At 38.3% G+C, this 16,445-nt stretch carries 14 protein-coding genes; 6 read left to right on the top strand and 8 right to left on the bottom strand.

All coding sequences use genetic code 11. The features are described from left to right. Positions 1–76 precede the first annotated feature (76 nt). From CXF79_RS08015 to CXF79_RS08005, 3 genes are all read left to right on the top strand, one after another. A complete protein-coding gene (locus CXF79_RS08015; RefSeq protein WP_101154588.1) occupies positions 77–403 on the top strand; it encodes a hypothetical protein in 327 nt (108 codons plus the stop codon). Between the two features lie 103 nt (positions 404–506). Then, entirely contained in the window at positions 507–2,195 is a 1,689-nt protein-coding gene (locus tag CXF79_RS08010) for a DUF342 domain-containing protein (RefSeq protein ID WP_101154587.1), read from the top strand. Continuing rightward, positions 2,195–3,001 carry a YggN family protein gene (locus tag CXF79_RS08005; RefSeq protein ID WP_101154586.1) on the top strand — a complete coding sequence of 269 codons (807 nt, stop codon included), beginning with the start codon at positions 2,195–2,197 and terminating at the stop codon, positions 2,999–3,001. The genes CXF79_RS08010 and CXF79_RS08005 overlap by 1 nt, the downstream gene beginning before the upstream one ends. A 205-nt stretch (positions 3,002–3,206) precedes the next feature. On the opposite strand, the gene CXF79_RS08000 is transcribed toward CXF79_RS08005, so the two are convergent. Beyond that, positions 3,207–4,868 carry an electron transfer flavoprotein-ubiquinone oxidoreductase gene (locus CXF79_RS08000; RefSeq protein ID WP_101154585.1) on the bottom strand — a complete coding sequence of 554 codons (1,662 nt, stop codon included), beginning with the start codon at positions 4,866–4,868 and terminating at the stop codon, positions 3,207–3,209. A gap of 262 nt (positions 4,869–5,130) precedes the next feature. Here CXF79_RS08000 and CXF79_RS07995 point away from each other — a divergent pair, with 262 nt between their 5' ends. From CXF79_RS07995 to CXF79_RS07985, 3 genes are all read left to right on the top strand, one after another. Next, positions 5,131–5,883, top strand: a complete 753-nt coding sequence (locus CXF79_RS07995; protein ID WP_101154584.1) for an electron transfer flavoprotein subunit beta/FixA family protein — start codon at positions 5,131–5,133, stop codon at positions 5,881–5,883. Continuing rightward, positions 5,880–6,806, top strand: coding sequence for an electron transfer flavoprotein subunit alpha/FixB family protein (locus CXF79_RS07990; protein ID WP_101154583.1), 927 nt, complete (start codon positions 5,880–5,882; stop codon positions 6,804–6,806). The genes CXF79_RS07995 and CXF79_RS07990 overlap by 4 nt, the downstream gene beginning before the upstream one ends. A gap of 167 nt (positions 6,807–6,973) precedes the next feature. Beyond that, positions 6,974–7,372, top strand: a complete 399-nt coding sequence (locus tag CXF79_RS07985; protein WP_332871596.1) for a stress response translation initiation inhibitor YciH — start codon at positions 6,974–6,976, stop codon at positions 7,370–7,372. A gap of 47 nt (positions 7,373–7,419) precedes the next feature. Here the strand turns inward: CXF79_RS07985 and recR are convergent, their stop codons facing one another. The 7 genes from recR to CXF79_RS07955 form a co-directional block, all read right to left on the bottom strand. Further along, positions 7,420–8,025: a recombination mediator RecR gene (gene recR, locus CXF79_RS07980; protein WP_011044444.1), complete on the bottom strand. Its 606-nt coding sequence runs from the start codon at positions 8,023–8,025 to the stop codon at positions 7,420–7,422. A gap of 220 nt (positions 8,026–8,245) precedes the next feature. Further along, complete coding sequence (locus CXF79_RS07975; RefSeq protein WP_332871595.1) at positions 8,246–10,903, bottom strand: glycoside hydrolase family 3 C-terminal domain-containing protein; 2,658 nt, start codon at positions 10,901–10,903, stop codon at positions 8,246–8,248. Positions 10,904–11,007: 104 nt separating this feature from the next. Further along, the gene (locus CXF79_RS07970; RefSeq protein WP_101154582.1) at positions 11,008–11,775 is read right to left on the bottom strand and encodes a sugar-binding protein; all 768 of its coding nucleotides are present in this window, start codon (positions 11,773–11,775) and stop codon (positions 11,008–11,010) included. Beyond that, on the bottom strand, positions 11,759–12,316 hold the full coding sequence (locus CXF79_RS07965; protein WP_232769117.1) for a gluconokinase: 558 nt from the start codon (positions 12,314–12,316) through the stop codon (positions 11,759–11,761). The genes CXF79_RS07970 and CXF79_RS07965 overlap by 17 nt, the downstream gene beginning before the upstream one ends. Next, positions 12,313–14,196 (bottom strand): GH36-type glycosyl hydrolase domain-containing protein, encoded by a 1,884-nt coding sequence (locus CXF79_RS07960; protein ID WP_232769116.1) that lies wholly within the window; start codon positions 14,194–14,196, stop codon positions 12,313–12,315. The genes CXF79_RS07965 and CXF79_RS07960 overlap by 4 nt, the downstream gene beginning before the upstream one ends. Next, positions 14,197–14,721: a hypothetical protein gene (locus CXF79_RS23600; protein ID WP_232769115.1), complete on the bottom strand. Its 525-nt coding sequence runs from the start codon at positions 14,719–14,721 to the stop codon at positions 14,197–14,199. It abuts the gene before it with no gap. Beyond that, a complete protein-coding gene (locus tag CXF79_RS07955; protein WP_101156200.1) occupies positions 14,714–16,108 on the bottom strand; it encodes an MFS transporter in 1,395 nt (464 codons plus the stop codon). The genes CXF79_RS23600 and CXF79_RS07955 overlap by 8 nt, the downstream gene beginning before the upstream one ends. Positions 16,109–16,445 lie beyond the last annotated feature (337 nt).

Genomic DNA, 16,445 nt, shown 5'->3' with positions numbered 1-16,445 from the left:
TTGCTTAGTTTAGTAAAAATTTATATATTAAGACTAATAACAAATAGAAATGATAGATTAATTTCAGGAGCCTATTTTGATAGAGAGAAATTTTATAACCAGTGGTCGAAATACCGTTATTCACAAAGTAAAAAAGTTCGATTTACTTATCATCAATGGTGATAAGTCCGTTGTTATTATTAGCCACCGCGGTATAGGCATATATAAGGGTGAAATACCTGCAAAACGCTCTATTGCTAAGAAAGCTTACCAAGATATTGTGGATATTTCGTCTGCAGAATTATTTGGTGAAGAAAAAACACTTTTGTTTGTTCAGGCACTTGATGGCATTGAATATAAAATAGATTACTCTAAAGAAGGTACTAGCAGCTTCATTAAAATTCATCAAAATCATTATATGTAACAAAGTCCATAAACTACATACTCATAATAATTATATAGTAAAAGAACAGCACCTAACCGTTATTTGGCTCAGCAGTACTTAACGGTTTGGGGGAGCCCGCGCAATGACCAAAGCCAGTTTAATCTGTAATAAAAAAAATAATATAGATTTAGTCTTAGAGCCAATCAAAGGTGGTGACACTATATCCACCTTGAGTATCAAAGAATTAATTGATGCATCAGAATTTGCAAAACTTCGCATTAATAACGGTAATATTAAAAATGCTGTTGCTGAGTTAAATGATGTTTTAAAACCCCTACAAGATAAAAAAGTAGGCAGAACAATTCGCTATCAAGTACTCGAACGGGTTGATGCGAAAATTAGCATCACTATAGAATCAGATGAGATGGGGGCTACCGCTGAAATTACTAGCGCTCAAGGTGGTAAACATCTTTCTGCAAAAGCGATATTAAACGCCGCACAAGAGGCAGGTGTAAAAAAAGGCTTTAGTAAAGAGCATTTAATTCAACTTGCACAACTTGCTGCAAAACAAATTCCCAATAGCCAGGTTGATATGCAAATTGCTACTGGGAAAATAGCGGTTAATGGCAAAGATGCTCTAATACAGCCTTTAGTTGAAAGTGCCCAAGCAAGGATTTTAAAGCCAAAAAAACGTGAAGATGGTAGTGTCGACATGCGAGATTTAGGCGATATTATCTGTGTAAATATAGGCGATGCTATTGCAAAAAAAGTGCCTTTAACTCAAGGGAAGCAAGGCTATACTGTAACTGCTACCCCACTGTCGCCAGAGCCTGGTAATGATGTTGAACTCGTCGCTGGCGAAGGAACAAACATAAGTCCGCAAAATACTAATATTCTGGTTTCTGAAAAAGTAGGCTTACCTAAACTCATTAATAATGGTATGGAAGTTGATGAAGTTTATAAGATTAAAAATGTCACTGTTGCCACGGGTAATATCAACTTTACCGGTAGTGTTATTATTGATGGTGATGTTACTGAAGGTATGAAAGTAACTGCTTCAGGTGATATTACGGTAGGTGGTTTTGTTGAGTCAGCAACGCTTGAAGCGGGTGGCGACATCACTATCTCTGGTGGGATTATTGGCCGAAAACATGATGTTGAAAAAAAACATATAACTAACATTACCATGAGTGTCAATATCAGTGCAAAAGGCAGTATTTATGCAAAGTATGGTCAATATGCCCAAATTACTTGTTACCAAGATGTTCGTATTGAAAATCAATTATTGCACAGCATTTTAGATATAAGTGGCCGGTTATGGATAGGAAAAGATGAGCAAGCTAACGGAAAACTAATTGGTGGCTACACCAAAGTAGGTACTTCGGTTCATGCTGGTATAATTGGCGCAACGGCGGGTAGTAATACCATTATCAATTTTGAGCATAAAATACTCAAGTTTAAAGATGAAATTCACCAATCAGAAGAACGGCTTAAAATTGAGTCTGATAAAACAAACGAATTGAAAGCAGCAATCAATAAATTAAAGAAATTACCAAAAGAAAAAGCTAGGCCAGAATTAGTAGCTAAAATTATACCTACCTATCAATATCATGCTAATCAAATGGGTGAAATACTCAACGAAAAGCTAATCCACGAAGAAAACCTCCAAGAATACATGGCCAGTATTTACCTTGAAGCAACGGAGAAGCTTTATCATGGCGTAGAGTTAATTGTTGGCGACTATAATGACAGATCTCGTCGTGAATATGGTCCAAGCAAAATGAGATATCGAGAGCGAAAAATACTGATTGATCCAATAGTGAATACATAATGGCTATGGCTAACAAATCTGTACTTAAATCCAGTTTCTTTGCGCTAGCACTTATACCGTTCAGCCAGCAAGCATACGCTCAACAATGCTCTATCAACCTTAATTATGGGGTCATCATTGACCCTAAACATATCCGGATTGTCGATAAAGCGAAAACCCAAGTACAAATAAATAATGCCACACAACTGTTCATTAAAGGTAGAGAGATCGCCTTATCTAGTGAGCAACAGCAATTGCTGACTAGCTTTAGTGTTGGCATTCGTCAACAAGTACCTGAAATTGTATCTATTGCTATTGAAGGCGTTGATATCGGCTTAAAAGCAGTAAACGAAGTAGTTGCCGGCTTAACAGGTGAAAATAGCGCTTCACAACAAAAAGTACAGGCCAAATTTGAAGAACTAAAATGGCGAATTCGAGCGCGATTTAATCAAAGTGCTAATAATTATTATATAGCCCCACAAGATTTAAATAACTTGGATGAAATGTTTACTGGGGAGTTTGAACAAGAAATTGAAGCAATGATTTCAACATCTATCGGTACAATATTAGAAGCGGTTGGCCAATCAATTTTAGCTAATGATAATAGCAATGAATTCGATGGTGAAACACGTATAACCACTTTTGATAAACGCTTAACAACACTCAGTAAAGGTTTGGAGTTAGAAGTCGCAGAAAGAGCTAAAGCATTAGATAAAAAAGCAGAAAACTTTTGTCAACAACTGACTTACCTAGATCAACTAGAAACAAAACTTCACCAAGCCATACCAGCATTAAAAGAGTATAACCTAATCGAATCATCGAACTAGCTCGATATATTTATCCCCTCACATCGACACAATTTAACTCATAACAACCTTTATAAGTAAGGATTCCCTTACACAGGTTGTTTTATTTTATAGCGACTATAACTTCTCAAATAGTGCACTTCTGATTTATCAAATCTTAGCAGCAAAAAGCCCAAGATACTTAGTAAGGTACATTGGGCTTTTATAATCAGTTGATTAGCGAATATTACATGTTCGGGTAGTTTGGACCACCAGTGCCCTCAGGTGTAACCCAAGTAATATTTTGACTTGGATCTTTAATATCACATGTTTTACAGTGAATACAGTTTTGAGCATTGATGACAAACTTGTCGCCGTCTTCAGTTTTTTCAACCTCATACACACCAGCAGGACAGTAAAGCTGTGCAGGTTCATTGTATTTAGTTAAATTAACTCTGATAGGAATATCTGCATCTTTAAGTTTTAAATGACAAGGCTGCTCTTCTTCATGGTTAGTATTTGACAAAAAAACTGAAGAGAGTTTATCAAAGCTTAATTTATTATCTGGCTTACTATAATTAATAACTGGCATATCGGCAGCCGGCTTTAATTGAGCATAATCTACACTATCATCTTTAAAATTAAACGGTAATTTACCAGCAAAAAAGTTTTGGTCTAACGTATTGTACGCGCCGCCCAACATGGTACCAAACTTATGCATAGCTGGACCGAAGTTACGGGTATTGTATAACTCTTCATATAACCAAGAGTCTTTATATAGCTGCGTAAATTGAGTTAAATCTTGCTTACCTTCTCCTGCGATAGCTTCTCCAACAATCAATGCTTGAGCAATAGCTTCAGCGGCAATCATGCCAGACTTCATCGCTGTGTGATTACCTTTAATTTTCGCAAAGTTAATAGTACCAGCATCACAACCTACTAATAATGCACCTGGCATCGTCATTTTAGGTAAAGAATTAAAACCGCCTTTGGCCATAGCTCGAGCGCCATAGGAAACACGTTTACCACCTTCAAGGTACTGACTAATCTTAGGATGATGTTTGTAACGTTGAAATTCATCAAAAGGACTTAAGTGTGGGTTGCTATAATTTAGGTCGATGATTAAACCAACAAAAACTTGGTTGTTTTCGGCATGATATAGGTAACCACCACCATTAGTCTTTTTATCTAATGGCCAACCGGCTGTATGTACAACAAGTCCTGGCTGATGTTTTGCTGGGTCAATATCCCAAATTTCTTTAAAACCTAAACCATAATGTTGTGGAGAACTTTGCTCATCAAGGTTGAATTTTTCGATTAACTCTTTACCCAAATGACCTCGACAGCCTTCGGCAAAAACCGTGTATTTAGCGCGTAATTCCATACCCGGCATGAACGAATCTTTTTCTTTGCCTTCAGTATCTAAACCCATGTCGCCAGTGATAACACCACCGACACTACCATCGTCATTATAAATAACACTTTGTGCCGGGAAACCAGGGAAAATTTCAACACCTAGCTGTTCAGCTTGTTCAGCTAACCAACGACAAACATTGCCCATACTAACAATGTAATTTCCGTCATTGTGCATAGTTTTAGGCACAGAAAAATTAGGTAATTTGATACCTGAATTTTCATTATTCAATAGATAAATATCATCGCCGGTAACTTTAGTCGTTAATGGCGCATTTCGTTCTTGCCAATCCGGAAATAGTTCATTCAAAGATCTTGGTTCAAACACAGCACCCGAAAGAATGTGGGCTCCAACTTCAGATCCCTTTTCAACAACACAAACCATTAATTCTTGCTGTTTTTCTTGTGCTAATTGCATTAATCGACAAGCAGTTGATAGACCTGCGGGCCCTGCTCCAACAATGACTACGTCAAATTCCATCGATTCGCGTTCCATAAGATCTCCCAGTGTGATTATATTTATATTTTAATTTATATCTTAAAAGTCTATACTAAATTTCAAACGTGCGTTTGATATTCAAACAAGTGTTTGATAGTATCCTACAACAGATGTCCAAGCAAGACACTGTTAAAGCATTTCGTTAGATTGTATCTTAGTTTAAAAGTTTTAACCAAGTTTACGTTGACGTTGACGTAAAGCAAGAGTATCTTTTAACTATTATTTATTTTTAAATTAACAACCCTTTTCAGAGGCTACGATGAAAGTATTAGTTCCGATAAAACGTGTTATTGACTATAACGTCAAAGTTCGGGTAAAACCCGATCAATCAAATGTAGATCTTGCCAATACAAAAATGGCTATAAACCCCTTTTGTGAAATTGCCGTTGAAGAAGCTGTTCGTTTAAAAGAAGCGGGTATAGCAACAGAAGTAATTGCAATTTCTGTCGGTAATAAATCTTGTCAAGAGCAGTTGCGTACTGCATTAGCTTTAGGTGCAGATCGCGCCATACAAATTGACACTGATGAAAGCTTAGACGCACTAAATATTGCTAAATTATTACAAAAAGTTGTTGAAGAAGAACAACCGCAACTTGTAATTTTAGGTAAGCAATCTATTGATAGTGATAATAACCAAACAGGTCAAATGCTTGCTGCTTTAACAGGTATGCCACAAGGCACATTTGCTTCAGTTGTAAAAGTTGAAGGCGAAAAAGTTAATGTTACCCGTGAAGTAGATGGCGGTTTACAAACTGTTGCGCTTAACTTACCTGCTATTGTGACCACAGATTTACGTTTAAATGAACCTCGTTACGCTTCATTACCTAATATTATGAAAGCTAAACGTAAACCATTAGCAGTGAAACCTGCAGCAGATTTTGGCATTGATTTAACAGCTCGTACTAAATTATTAAAAGTTACTCCTCCTGCACAGCGTCAAGCAGGTATTGTAGTAGAAAGCATTGATGAATTAGTTGAAAAATTAAAAAATGAAGCCAAGGTGATCTCATGAGTATTTTAGTAATTGCTGAACACGATAACAGCTCGTTAAAAGCTGAAACTCTAAAAACAGTTGGCACAGCACAAAAAATTGGTGGTGATATAACATTACTAGTTGCTGGTTTTAATTGCCAAAATGTTGTTGAAGCTGCCTCAAAAGTAAATGGCGTAAGCAAAGTTTTAGTTTGTGACAATGCCGCTTATGAACATCAACTTGCTGAAAATGTTAGTTTGTTAGTTACTGAGTTAGCCGCTGACTATGAACATATTTTAGCAACAGCGCTAACTACCGGCAAAAATTTTATGCCTAGAGTTGCTGCTTTGTTAGATGTGTCTCAAATTTCTGACATTATTGACGTTGAGAGTAGTGATACTTTTGTTCGTCCTATTTATGCAGGTAACGCTATTGCAACAGTACAAAGCTTAGATAACAAAAAGGTTATCACTGTTCGTACTACTGGCTTTGATGCCGTTGCGACAGATGGTACAGCTGAAGTAGTTAACCTTGACACGGTAACTGATGCTGGTATTTCAAGCCATGTAAGCGACGAATTAACCGTATCTGAGCGACCTGACTTAGGCGCAGCAGGCGTTATTATTTCTGGTGGTCGTGGTATGCAAAATGGCGATAACTTTAAATTACTTGACGGTATTGCCGACAAACTAGGCGCAGCTATTGGCGCATCACGCGCTGCTGTTGATGCAGGTTTTGTTCCGAATGATATGCAAGTTGGCCAAACAGGTAAAATTGTTGCTCCAGACTTATATATTGCGGTAGGTATTAGTGGTGCTATTCAGCATTTAGCGGGTATGAAAGATTCAAAGGTTATTGTTGCTATCAATAAAGATCCTGAAGCACCAATCTTTCAAGTCGCTGATTATGGTATTGTTGCTGACTTATTTGATGCGTTACCAGAGTTAGAGAGCAAGTTATAATTCAATCATTAGTCATTACTTTCAAGCAGTCCTTTAAACAGTACTAAGCACAAAGTAATATTGATATAATAAAACCACGCTTATGAAAATAAGACGTGGTTTTATTTTATCTAAAATTTGTGAAGCGGGTTTAGTTAATAGCAAAAGTTAAGAGTATTGAGTGATTTATGAAAAATAATTTATCGAGTTTAAGTGATTTAGCTGCTGCATTTGGTAAAGCGCCAATTGAGCAGGATAAACCTACACCCGCGAGTGATGACTCATTAGTCTACTCAACAGGATCAGGCCGCATCAACCAACAAAAAGAAAAGAGCATTACGCCAAGTGATGGTTTTGCCAGAGTAAGGCGCGAAACTAAGGGCCGAAAAGGTAAAGGCGTTATTGTTATTAGTGGCTTAGGCTTAGATAATAAAGCATTAAAAGAGTTAGCAAAGAAACTTAAAAAAACTTGCGGTAGCGGTGGCTCCGTCGTTGATGAAACCATTGAAGTTCAAGGCGACAAACGCGACGTTATACAGCAAGTACTCGAAAAGGCCGGATTTAAAGTTAAATTTACCGGCGGTTAACGCTTTCCTTAACGTAAGCTATATCAATAGATGTCTGAATAAAGGTGTTAGATCTGATAGCTTTTTCTGCCAGATAAAGCATGTGAAAGTGTATTGCCATCTACATATTCTAATTCCCCCCCAACAGGGACTCCGTGGGCAATTCTAGAGATATTCACTTGATGTTGCTGAGCCAACTCAGCAATAAAGTGTGCTGTTGCCTCCCCTTCCACCGTCGGATTAGTTGCCAAAATAACTTCACTAAACTGACCTGTAGCAAATTGCTTCGCTAATATATCTAAGCCTAAATCATCTGGTCCTATGCCATCAATAGGAGATAAATGCCCCATCAAGACAAAATACTTCCCAAAGAACTCACCTGTTTGTTCAATAGCAATAACGTCACCCGGCGTTTCTACAATACACAAAGTAGTTGAAAGTTGTCGCTTTGGGCTTTGGCATATTTCACATAGTGCTTCTTCAGTAAAGTTTCGACACTGCTGACAATGACCAATATCAGTCATGGCTTTCGCTAAGGTATTGGCAAGCTTACTACCACCACGACGATTACGTTCAAGTAACTGAAATGCCATGCGCTGCGCTGATTTTGCGCCAACGCCAGGTAAACATTTTAATGAATCAATTAACTCTTGAACCAGTGGACTAAATTTCATAACTAACCATTTAATTTTATATTGTAATACGTGAATCTGAAAACTTATTCGCAAACACAAACAAAAATTAATGATTCACCACTATTTAATGGCTAATTTTAATCAACTTAACCGGTAAATAGTAGTGACTTCTTGAAATATATACACATCATTCGTGACTAGCTAAACTTAACTAGTCCAGTCTTTAGCACCATGAATCCATTTGCTATAACACCAGTAACTATTGCTCATATTTATTTTGGTAAGTAAAAGTCGCTTTTTGGCGAATGTTATCAAGTGAAGTTCCCAACAGTACTTCAAATTCCCCCACTTCAGCCAACCAGTCATTGGTGTGAACATCCCAAAAAGATAAGTCACGTTTATTTAAGGAAATACTAACTCGCTTACTTTCTCCTGGCGCTAAATAAACTTTGGCAAACCCTTTTAACTCTTTTATCGGTCTTGAGACACTAGCCTTTTTATCGTGTAGGTATAACTGCACCACCTCAGCACCAGCGACAACACCAGTATTCTTAACCTCCACAGTCACAGTAATACTTTCATCAGCCACTATCGTTGATGCTGATAAGTTAACGTTAGTTAACCTAAACTGGGTATATGAAAGACCATGACCAAAGGTAAAGGTTGGTTTGATCTGTTGTTGTTCAAACCAGCGATATCCAATAAAGACTCCTTCACTATATAAACTTTCTTTAGCATTATAATCATTAAGCGCAATGGGTGCGGTGTCTTCCAAATGAGCTGGTAAGGTAATCGGCATTTTACCACTCGGGTTAACATCACCTGTTAAGATATCAGCAAACGCATGGCCCGCTTCCATCCCGCCATACCAACCCCAAACAATCGCGTTGGCTTGTTTTGCCCAAGGCATTTCAACGGCTGAGCCAGCGACAAGGAATATGACTGTTTTTTTATTGGCTGCAATCAACTTACTAATAATTTCATCTTGCGAGTTAGGTAGCTTCATATCCACGCGATCAATTGACTCTCTGTCGTCACCGTGACTCAAGCCACCAAAATAGATCACAACATCGGCAGCTTTAGCAGCAGCAATATACTCGGCCTCACTACTGAATAATTCACCTGGCGCATTCCAACCTAAAGTAAAATGTTCACTACCATCATATTCAATTTCAAACGAGTAGCTTTCACCCGCCGTTAACTCTATATCATGCGACAACTCGGTAACTTTACTTTCATTAGTCGATGATGTTGATGATGTTGAATCAGTATCATCAACTTGATGAGTAATGACAATTTGGTCATTTATTTTTAATTGAAAATCACCTAATGTTTCAACGTTCAATTGATGTGAACCTGTAGTTAAAGGTTTGATTGTTGCCGTCATCGTAATGAACTGAGTATTGGCTGAATTTTTGGCCGTAAAGTTAGAATCAACTATCCAAGATTGCTCCTGTAAATTCACCCTTGCTGATTCATTAAAGTAAGCTATATTCCAGGCTGGCGTTCCAGTCCAGTGACGACTCACAACATAATCACTGGCAATTGCAGACAGTTCACTACTACGTGCTCGCATCACGGTAATATTTACATTTTCACCAAACTTTGCTTTTAAACCTTCTAGTGGCGTGATTTCATACAAAGATTTAACTTCTGATGAACCGCCACCCGTGCCGTGTTTTTTATCTGCATTAGGACCAAGCACTAAAATATTTTTGACTTGTTTTTTATCTAACGGTAATACCGTTTTAGAGCCGACAACTTCATTTTTTAATAACACCACACCTTCGGTAGCAATCTTACGCGCCGCAGCTTGATGCACTATAGTATTCCTTGCCCCAAGAGAACGGTTATCGTCATACATACCTATAGTATGTTGCACTCTTAAAATACGTCTAGCCTTTTCATCTGCCACTGATTCAGGAATTTTTCCTGCTTGGATCATTGCTAAAAAAGGCTTCGCCAAAAAGTAATCTTGATAATCAGCAACATCTGTACCCATTTCTAAATCTAAACCGTTAATAGCAGCATCATAGGTATTAATATCAACATGCCAATCGGTAAGTAATACCCCTTGATATCCCCATTCTCCTTTTAAAATATCCATCACCAAATGCTTACTCTGATTAGCATTAGTGCCATAGTATTGATTATATGATCCCATCATGCCAAGCACGCCGCCCTCTTTAACCGCGGCTTCAAAGGCAGGTAAATACACTTCTCTTAAGGTACGCTCATCTGGTTTAGCATTGACGCCGATTCTATTTAACTCCTGCGTGTTTAACGCATAATGTTTAACAGTAGCGGCCACATCATTTGCTTGAATAGCTTTAATCTGAGGTACTACCAACTTTGCCGCTAAGATTGGATCTTCCCCCATATACTCAAAATTTCTGCCATATAAAGGCAAACGCGCTAAATTAACGCCAGGTCCTAGAATAAAATCTTTTTTTCTGTCGCGTGCTTCAGCGCCCAAGACTTGACCGTGTAAGCGAGCCATTTCAACATCCCAACTGGCCGCAACAGAGGTAAGGTGAGGCAAATAAGTAGCATGATCATCTGTCCAACCTGCCGATGCCCAAGTATGACGTTCAATTTGATGACGCACCCCATGAGGACCATCAGACAACCACATTTCAGGAATGCCGACACGCTCAATTGCGTTAACGTGGAATTTACCACTGGCATGCGCCAAAGATACTTTTTCTGGCAGCGTCATTTTTGACAGGAGCGTTTCCACATCTTGCTCTACTGTCACTAAACGATCCTCCGGCGCTGCAACATCCTGCTTTGTAATTAAGGTTTTATTGTCATTAACACACGCAGTAAGGCCAGCACTAAGCGTGAGTATTACAGAAACCAACAGGGTATTTTTTAACTTGTTTTTCAGCTTTTTTGTCATAAATGTATTGTTCATTACCTAACCTTTTCAACTTGTTAATTTTGGGCACACAATTAAATGTAAGCGCCTCTGTTTTGTTATTACCGGAATATCTGTAGAGTTTTCAGTAAGAAATTTAATTACCTTATTAGGGTCAGCTTTTGAAATACGTCAGCGGTGATATAACCTAAATTTTTACTACCATTTACTGCTTTGATATCTATTGAACCGATAAAATGTTCCCGTTCTTTACTGCCATCGTTATCACAGTAAGCCAGCATGAAACCCAATTTTTTACCCTCAAATAATGTCACTGCCACTGGGTTTTTAATCGCCATAGTAAAACTATCGTCATAAACTCGCACAGCCACTTCCCAAATAACTTTATTTGGTGCACTTTCGTTACGTCGCCACACACTGGTAATATGATCATTTAATAACACAAAGTTATCTGAGCCATCGGCGTTCTTCTCGCCAATATCTACAGCCTGATTATCAAGCGCTATATGGTATGCAAAGGCATTAAAATTAAACTGATGATTTCCGCCGGAAGCATCTTCATCTAGAAAAATTTCTAAGCAATCATCATCCCAATATAAATGTCGTGGGTCGGCATGTTGATCGAATAAAATATCATCGGTGATTTCTACCAGTAAATATAATTGCTTTTCATCCCACATAATTTTAAATTGCCCAGAAAAATCCTCAGCACTGGGTTGCATGCCCAGAATAAGCTTATCTATTGGCTGCCATTTAGCTAGCTGCCAACTGGCCTCATCAGCTAATCCATCAATCAGCATTTTTTCTGATGATTTGAGCGCTTCAAGGGCAGACACATTAAGTGAGATTGCCACTAATATTGCGGTGATAAACTTCAACGGTGTAAAACAACTAACATATTTTTGCATTATTCTTTTTCCTAGTGATTTGCTTGGTGAGCTTATTAATTTCATCAGAAACCAATACAAAAGGTCGTTCTATGTTGATAGTGCTAACGTCTAGTTCACTTAACAAGGGTGGTTCCATTGCCTCAAATTGGCTATCAAGAAGATCGGATGAAAAGAAATGATTTTTACGCTGAGAAATTCGGTTCGCAATAACATTCTTATTAGCAATCAGATAGAAGAAATGGCAATAAAAAGGCAAGTCTCTAAATAAGTTTCGGTGGACCGATTTTAACCCTGAGTAAGCAAGCGCAATCGACTGACCTTGCTGTGAAAGCAAAACTAAGTGATCAGTGATACTTGATAACCAAGGAGATCTCATTTCATCTGTTAAAGGTTTATTTGCTGCCATATGCTTTTTAGCTTCAGCGCTGTGAAAGTCATCTGCATCAATAAAAACCAATGAAAATTCATCGGAGATTTGTTTGGCTAAGCTTGACTTACCCGTGCCGCTAACGCCCATAACAATAAACAAATACGGCAACGGCTGTGAGGACTTTGTCATTTAACGTCATCCTCATTGGTCATGGGAACCCTCACTTGTAACTGATAATGTTGTCCTGCCTGTAAGCCAGTTAATATATTGCCAACGATGACTTGCTTATCGAGTAATACTTCCATGATGCTAATATCGCTGGTTTGCTCAATATCAAAATTTACCATTGCTCCCCTAAACAACCGCTGACCAGATAAATTTGGCAAGGTTACTGGCATTTTCGGCGCTAGGTGTAAACCGCGAGCACAGCCCTTTAAGCCACACAACTCCTCCACTAAACAACGATATAACCAAGATGTGGTACCGGTATTAAATAAATGACTCGAACGACCTGCTTTTTTCGGAAACTGGTGATAAGCCCCGCGATAATAGTTAGGTACATAGATAGGTAACTGCCCGGTTACTTCAGCATTATCAAGGGATGGCAACATTTTACTGAGCATTTCAAACGCTAAATTATTGTGCCCGGCTTGATAAAGCGCGTAAATATAAAATATTGCCGCGTGATTATAAACGGAGCCATTTTCAGACACCCCTGGATGTTTTTGCGTAATACGACCAATATCTTCCACCATACTGGTATAACTTGGCGCCAGCATCATTACTCCTTGCGGTGAAATTAACTGCTTAGCGATAGCCGTAATCATCTCGACTTGCTGAAACTCATTTGAGGCCCCGCTGAGCATGGCCCAACTTTGAGGGTTAAGAAATATTTTTCCTTCAACATCCTCATCAGTACCAAAAACACGGCCATCATCGGTAATACCACGAGCGAACCATTGACCATGCCATAAGTGCTTATTTACTGAGCTATTAATGGCTTTGGCTGCAAAACGATATTCATTATATTTTTGTCGGCTAATGGAAATGTCGTATTCTTCACAAAGTTCGCACCAAGTTTTTAGTGCATAGGCTGTTGCTAAAGATAACCAAGTAGAAACGCCCTTGCCTTTATAACCAACCATATTCATTGGATCGCACCAATCACCTTGCTCAATAAAACTTAAACCTCGATGATCGGTAGCATTAATCAGGTAATCCAATGCTAACTCGACATGACGAGCAAAAGATTGTATCTCTGCTGAATCAGCAAAAGTAATCATTTCACTGAGTAAGCTGACATCAGCCGTTTCGTTTAAATAAACTGACAGGCATATAGGCAACCAAACACCATGGTCCGCATGCGGTACTTGATTAATATATTTAAGCTTCGCATCTGCGTGTAACAACACCCCCTCTGGCATAGCACCATTAATGGTTTGTTGGGAAACCGCTAAGATATAAGCTTGACGAGTTCGCTCTGGATTAATAAAAGCCATGCCCATATTATCTTGGATATAGTTTCTCGTTTGAGGGTCCGTGCTTAATCGGTTAACCTCACCATGATAAAACATCTGTCTTGGTAACCAGTGATTAAAAAAATCATCAAAGCCGTCATTACCACTGTTAATGGTTAAACACGCTTTTCCTTGGGCAATGTAATCTCGATAGGATCTTTCCGCTTTATTTCGTTGCTGATGACCCAGATACTTTTCTTTAATATCAGCTATTTCTAACTCATTTTTTGCGGGTCCAAAGAGAAATTGATAGTTTTTCTGTTCACTAGGTAATAACGTCTGTTGAAACTGCATAACAGCAACTGGGGTTTCATAACGCGCTTCAACATTTTCTAATAGCGCAGCCTGTAATGCACTCGGTTGATGTAACCCACCTTCTCCTTCAAAGTCTTTTTGATTGGCATGCCACGCCGTAGGAATGGTATCACTCAAAAAAAAGGTTTTATCTTTTAACTGCTTATTAGTAAAGTAATCCGCCACTTTTTGATAGGGCGTAACAGACTCAGCAACAATGGCATTTAACGCTTCGTTATAACAAGCCGATTGATTCATCTATGACATATAACCAATAGAGAAATAAGGATAGAGACTAATATTTCTAACGGTATCCGTTAAATTGGTTACCGAAAAAAACCAGCATTCAACTAAATCATCCTCTGTTAAATTAACTTTAATGGTTATCTTCAAACCATGGTGTTCAATTGACCAAATAATATCACTATTGCCTAACTCGAAAGAAAACTTATCAAGTTGAACGCGCATCGGCTCGTAAGGCAGTGAAATGATCTCACCACTGTCTTCATCCTTAAGGTAAAAAAATCGCCCTGGGTGATGACTGAAATAACTATGCTCTGGTTGAATAAAGCTTTTAGCTTCCATGTTCGGCGCGTAAGAGTATTTAGCAGGCTCTGGCTGCATAAACTGTGAATTGACATAACCCCGACAATTCACTTGCATAACCATGGCGCGGTTCCATAAAAACCCGGTTGCATTAGGTAACGTCGTTGGACTGGTAAGCTTTATATTGCTCAAGCCATCAACTGCAGTATCAATACTGAATAAAGGTAATTTAGACATTAACAGCTCCTGTTATAGCTGGCTGACCATCATCAGTATTAGATTTGTCTTGTTGAGCTAATAATTCCTGCTGAATTTTTTCTAATTGTTGATCACCTAACGGATAAAAGTAGATTAACGGTACGGCAATAGCAGCAAAAATTGCAGGGATCAAAGTCATCAACAACACAATTCCCTCTTGGGAGACACCCGTTTGTACTTGATTAGCCACATACCCCATAGAGGCGAGTAACCAACCAATCATAGCCCCAGCCAAGGCACCGCCAAGCTTTTGAGAAAATGCTGCCGCTGAAAAAATCATCGCGGTTGCCCGTCTTCCTGTTCGCCACTGCGAGTAATCCGCCGTATCGGCATACATAGAAAAAACTAACGGTGACTTTGGTCCCAATGCTAAACCAATCATTATTTGTAAAACGTACATCAAGGTAATACTGTCGTTTGGTACAAAATAGAAAATGATCGAAAGTAGCGCAACAATAGTCATCAACAAGCGACGTTTATCAACAAACTTGGTTAATAGGGGCGTGGATGCTGCACCAATGGCTAACGCAATCATATAAGCCATGGCAAAGCTGCCAATTAAGTCAGGACGTTCAACGTAATATTTAAAATAAAAAGTGCCCGTGCTACCTCTTAATGAAATGGTCATCATGATAATAAGGGCTAAAACAAACAAGACTTTCCAAGGTTTATTCTGCGTTAAGTCTTTTAAATCCTGCAATACCGGTGTTTTTTGCTCTGCCGGCGGGGAAACACGCTCAGTAGTGGATAAGAAGGTAATTACAAAAAGTACCGCTGCAATTAAACCATAAACCAACATAGTATACTGCCAACCTAAGGCTTCATTGCCCTGCCCCAAATAATTGACCAATTCAGGCGTCATATAAGCAACGAGACTTCCTCCTGAAAACGCACCAATAAAACGAAAGCTTGTTAACGTAGTTCTTTGTTGGCTATCAGGGGTGATAACCCCCAATAAAGCGCCATAGGGCACATTAATGAAGGTGTAAGCCAACATCATAAAGATGTAAGTGCCGTAAGCCCAAATTAACTTATTACCATCACTGACATCGGGTACGGTGAAAGTAAGTACGCCTGCGGCCACCATAGGGATAATTCCCCAAAGTAAATAGGGTCTGAATTTACCAAATTTTGTTTTAGTGCGATCAGCTATTGCGCCCATCAGTGGATCAGAGAAAGCATCTATAAGCCGGGTAACCAGCATCATAGTACCGACAGCAGCCGGAGAAAGGCCAAATACATCGGTATAAAAGATAAACAGGAATACATCAAAGACCCGCCAATAAAAATTTGAGGCGATATCACCACAGGCGTAACCCATTTTCTCGCCTAAGTTAAGTTGATGCTGTTTTATTTTTTTTATCATTATAGGTTCGCTGTTATTGAAAAAATTCACATTGATTCTTTAAGGCACAAAAAACGTATTACATTTATTTTTTAACCATTTCACAATTAAATGTAAGCGCTTACAAATATACTGTTATTTATAATTTTTTCAATGTGAATTTTGTCTAAAGATAAAAAGTAATGAATAAAGATTTGTTTAGTAACAGTTTTAATATAAAAAAATTAAAAATGCGATTGTATGTAAAACCTTCGTTTAGTGTATAAACTTTAATTTAAATTGAAATATTTATTGACCAATTTTTATTATTAATTTACCTTTATGTAAGCGCTTACATTTTACTTTAATTTGTAACTTG

Source organism: Colwellia sp. Bg11-28, from assembly GCF_002836245.1.
Lineage (GTDB): Bacteria > Pseudomonadota > Gammaproteobacteria > Enterobacterales > Alteromonadaceae > Colwellia > Colwellia psychrerythraea_A.
Note: the sequence above shows the minus strand (reverse complement) of the source record. Positions and strands in the feature narration are given on the sequence as shown.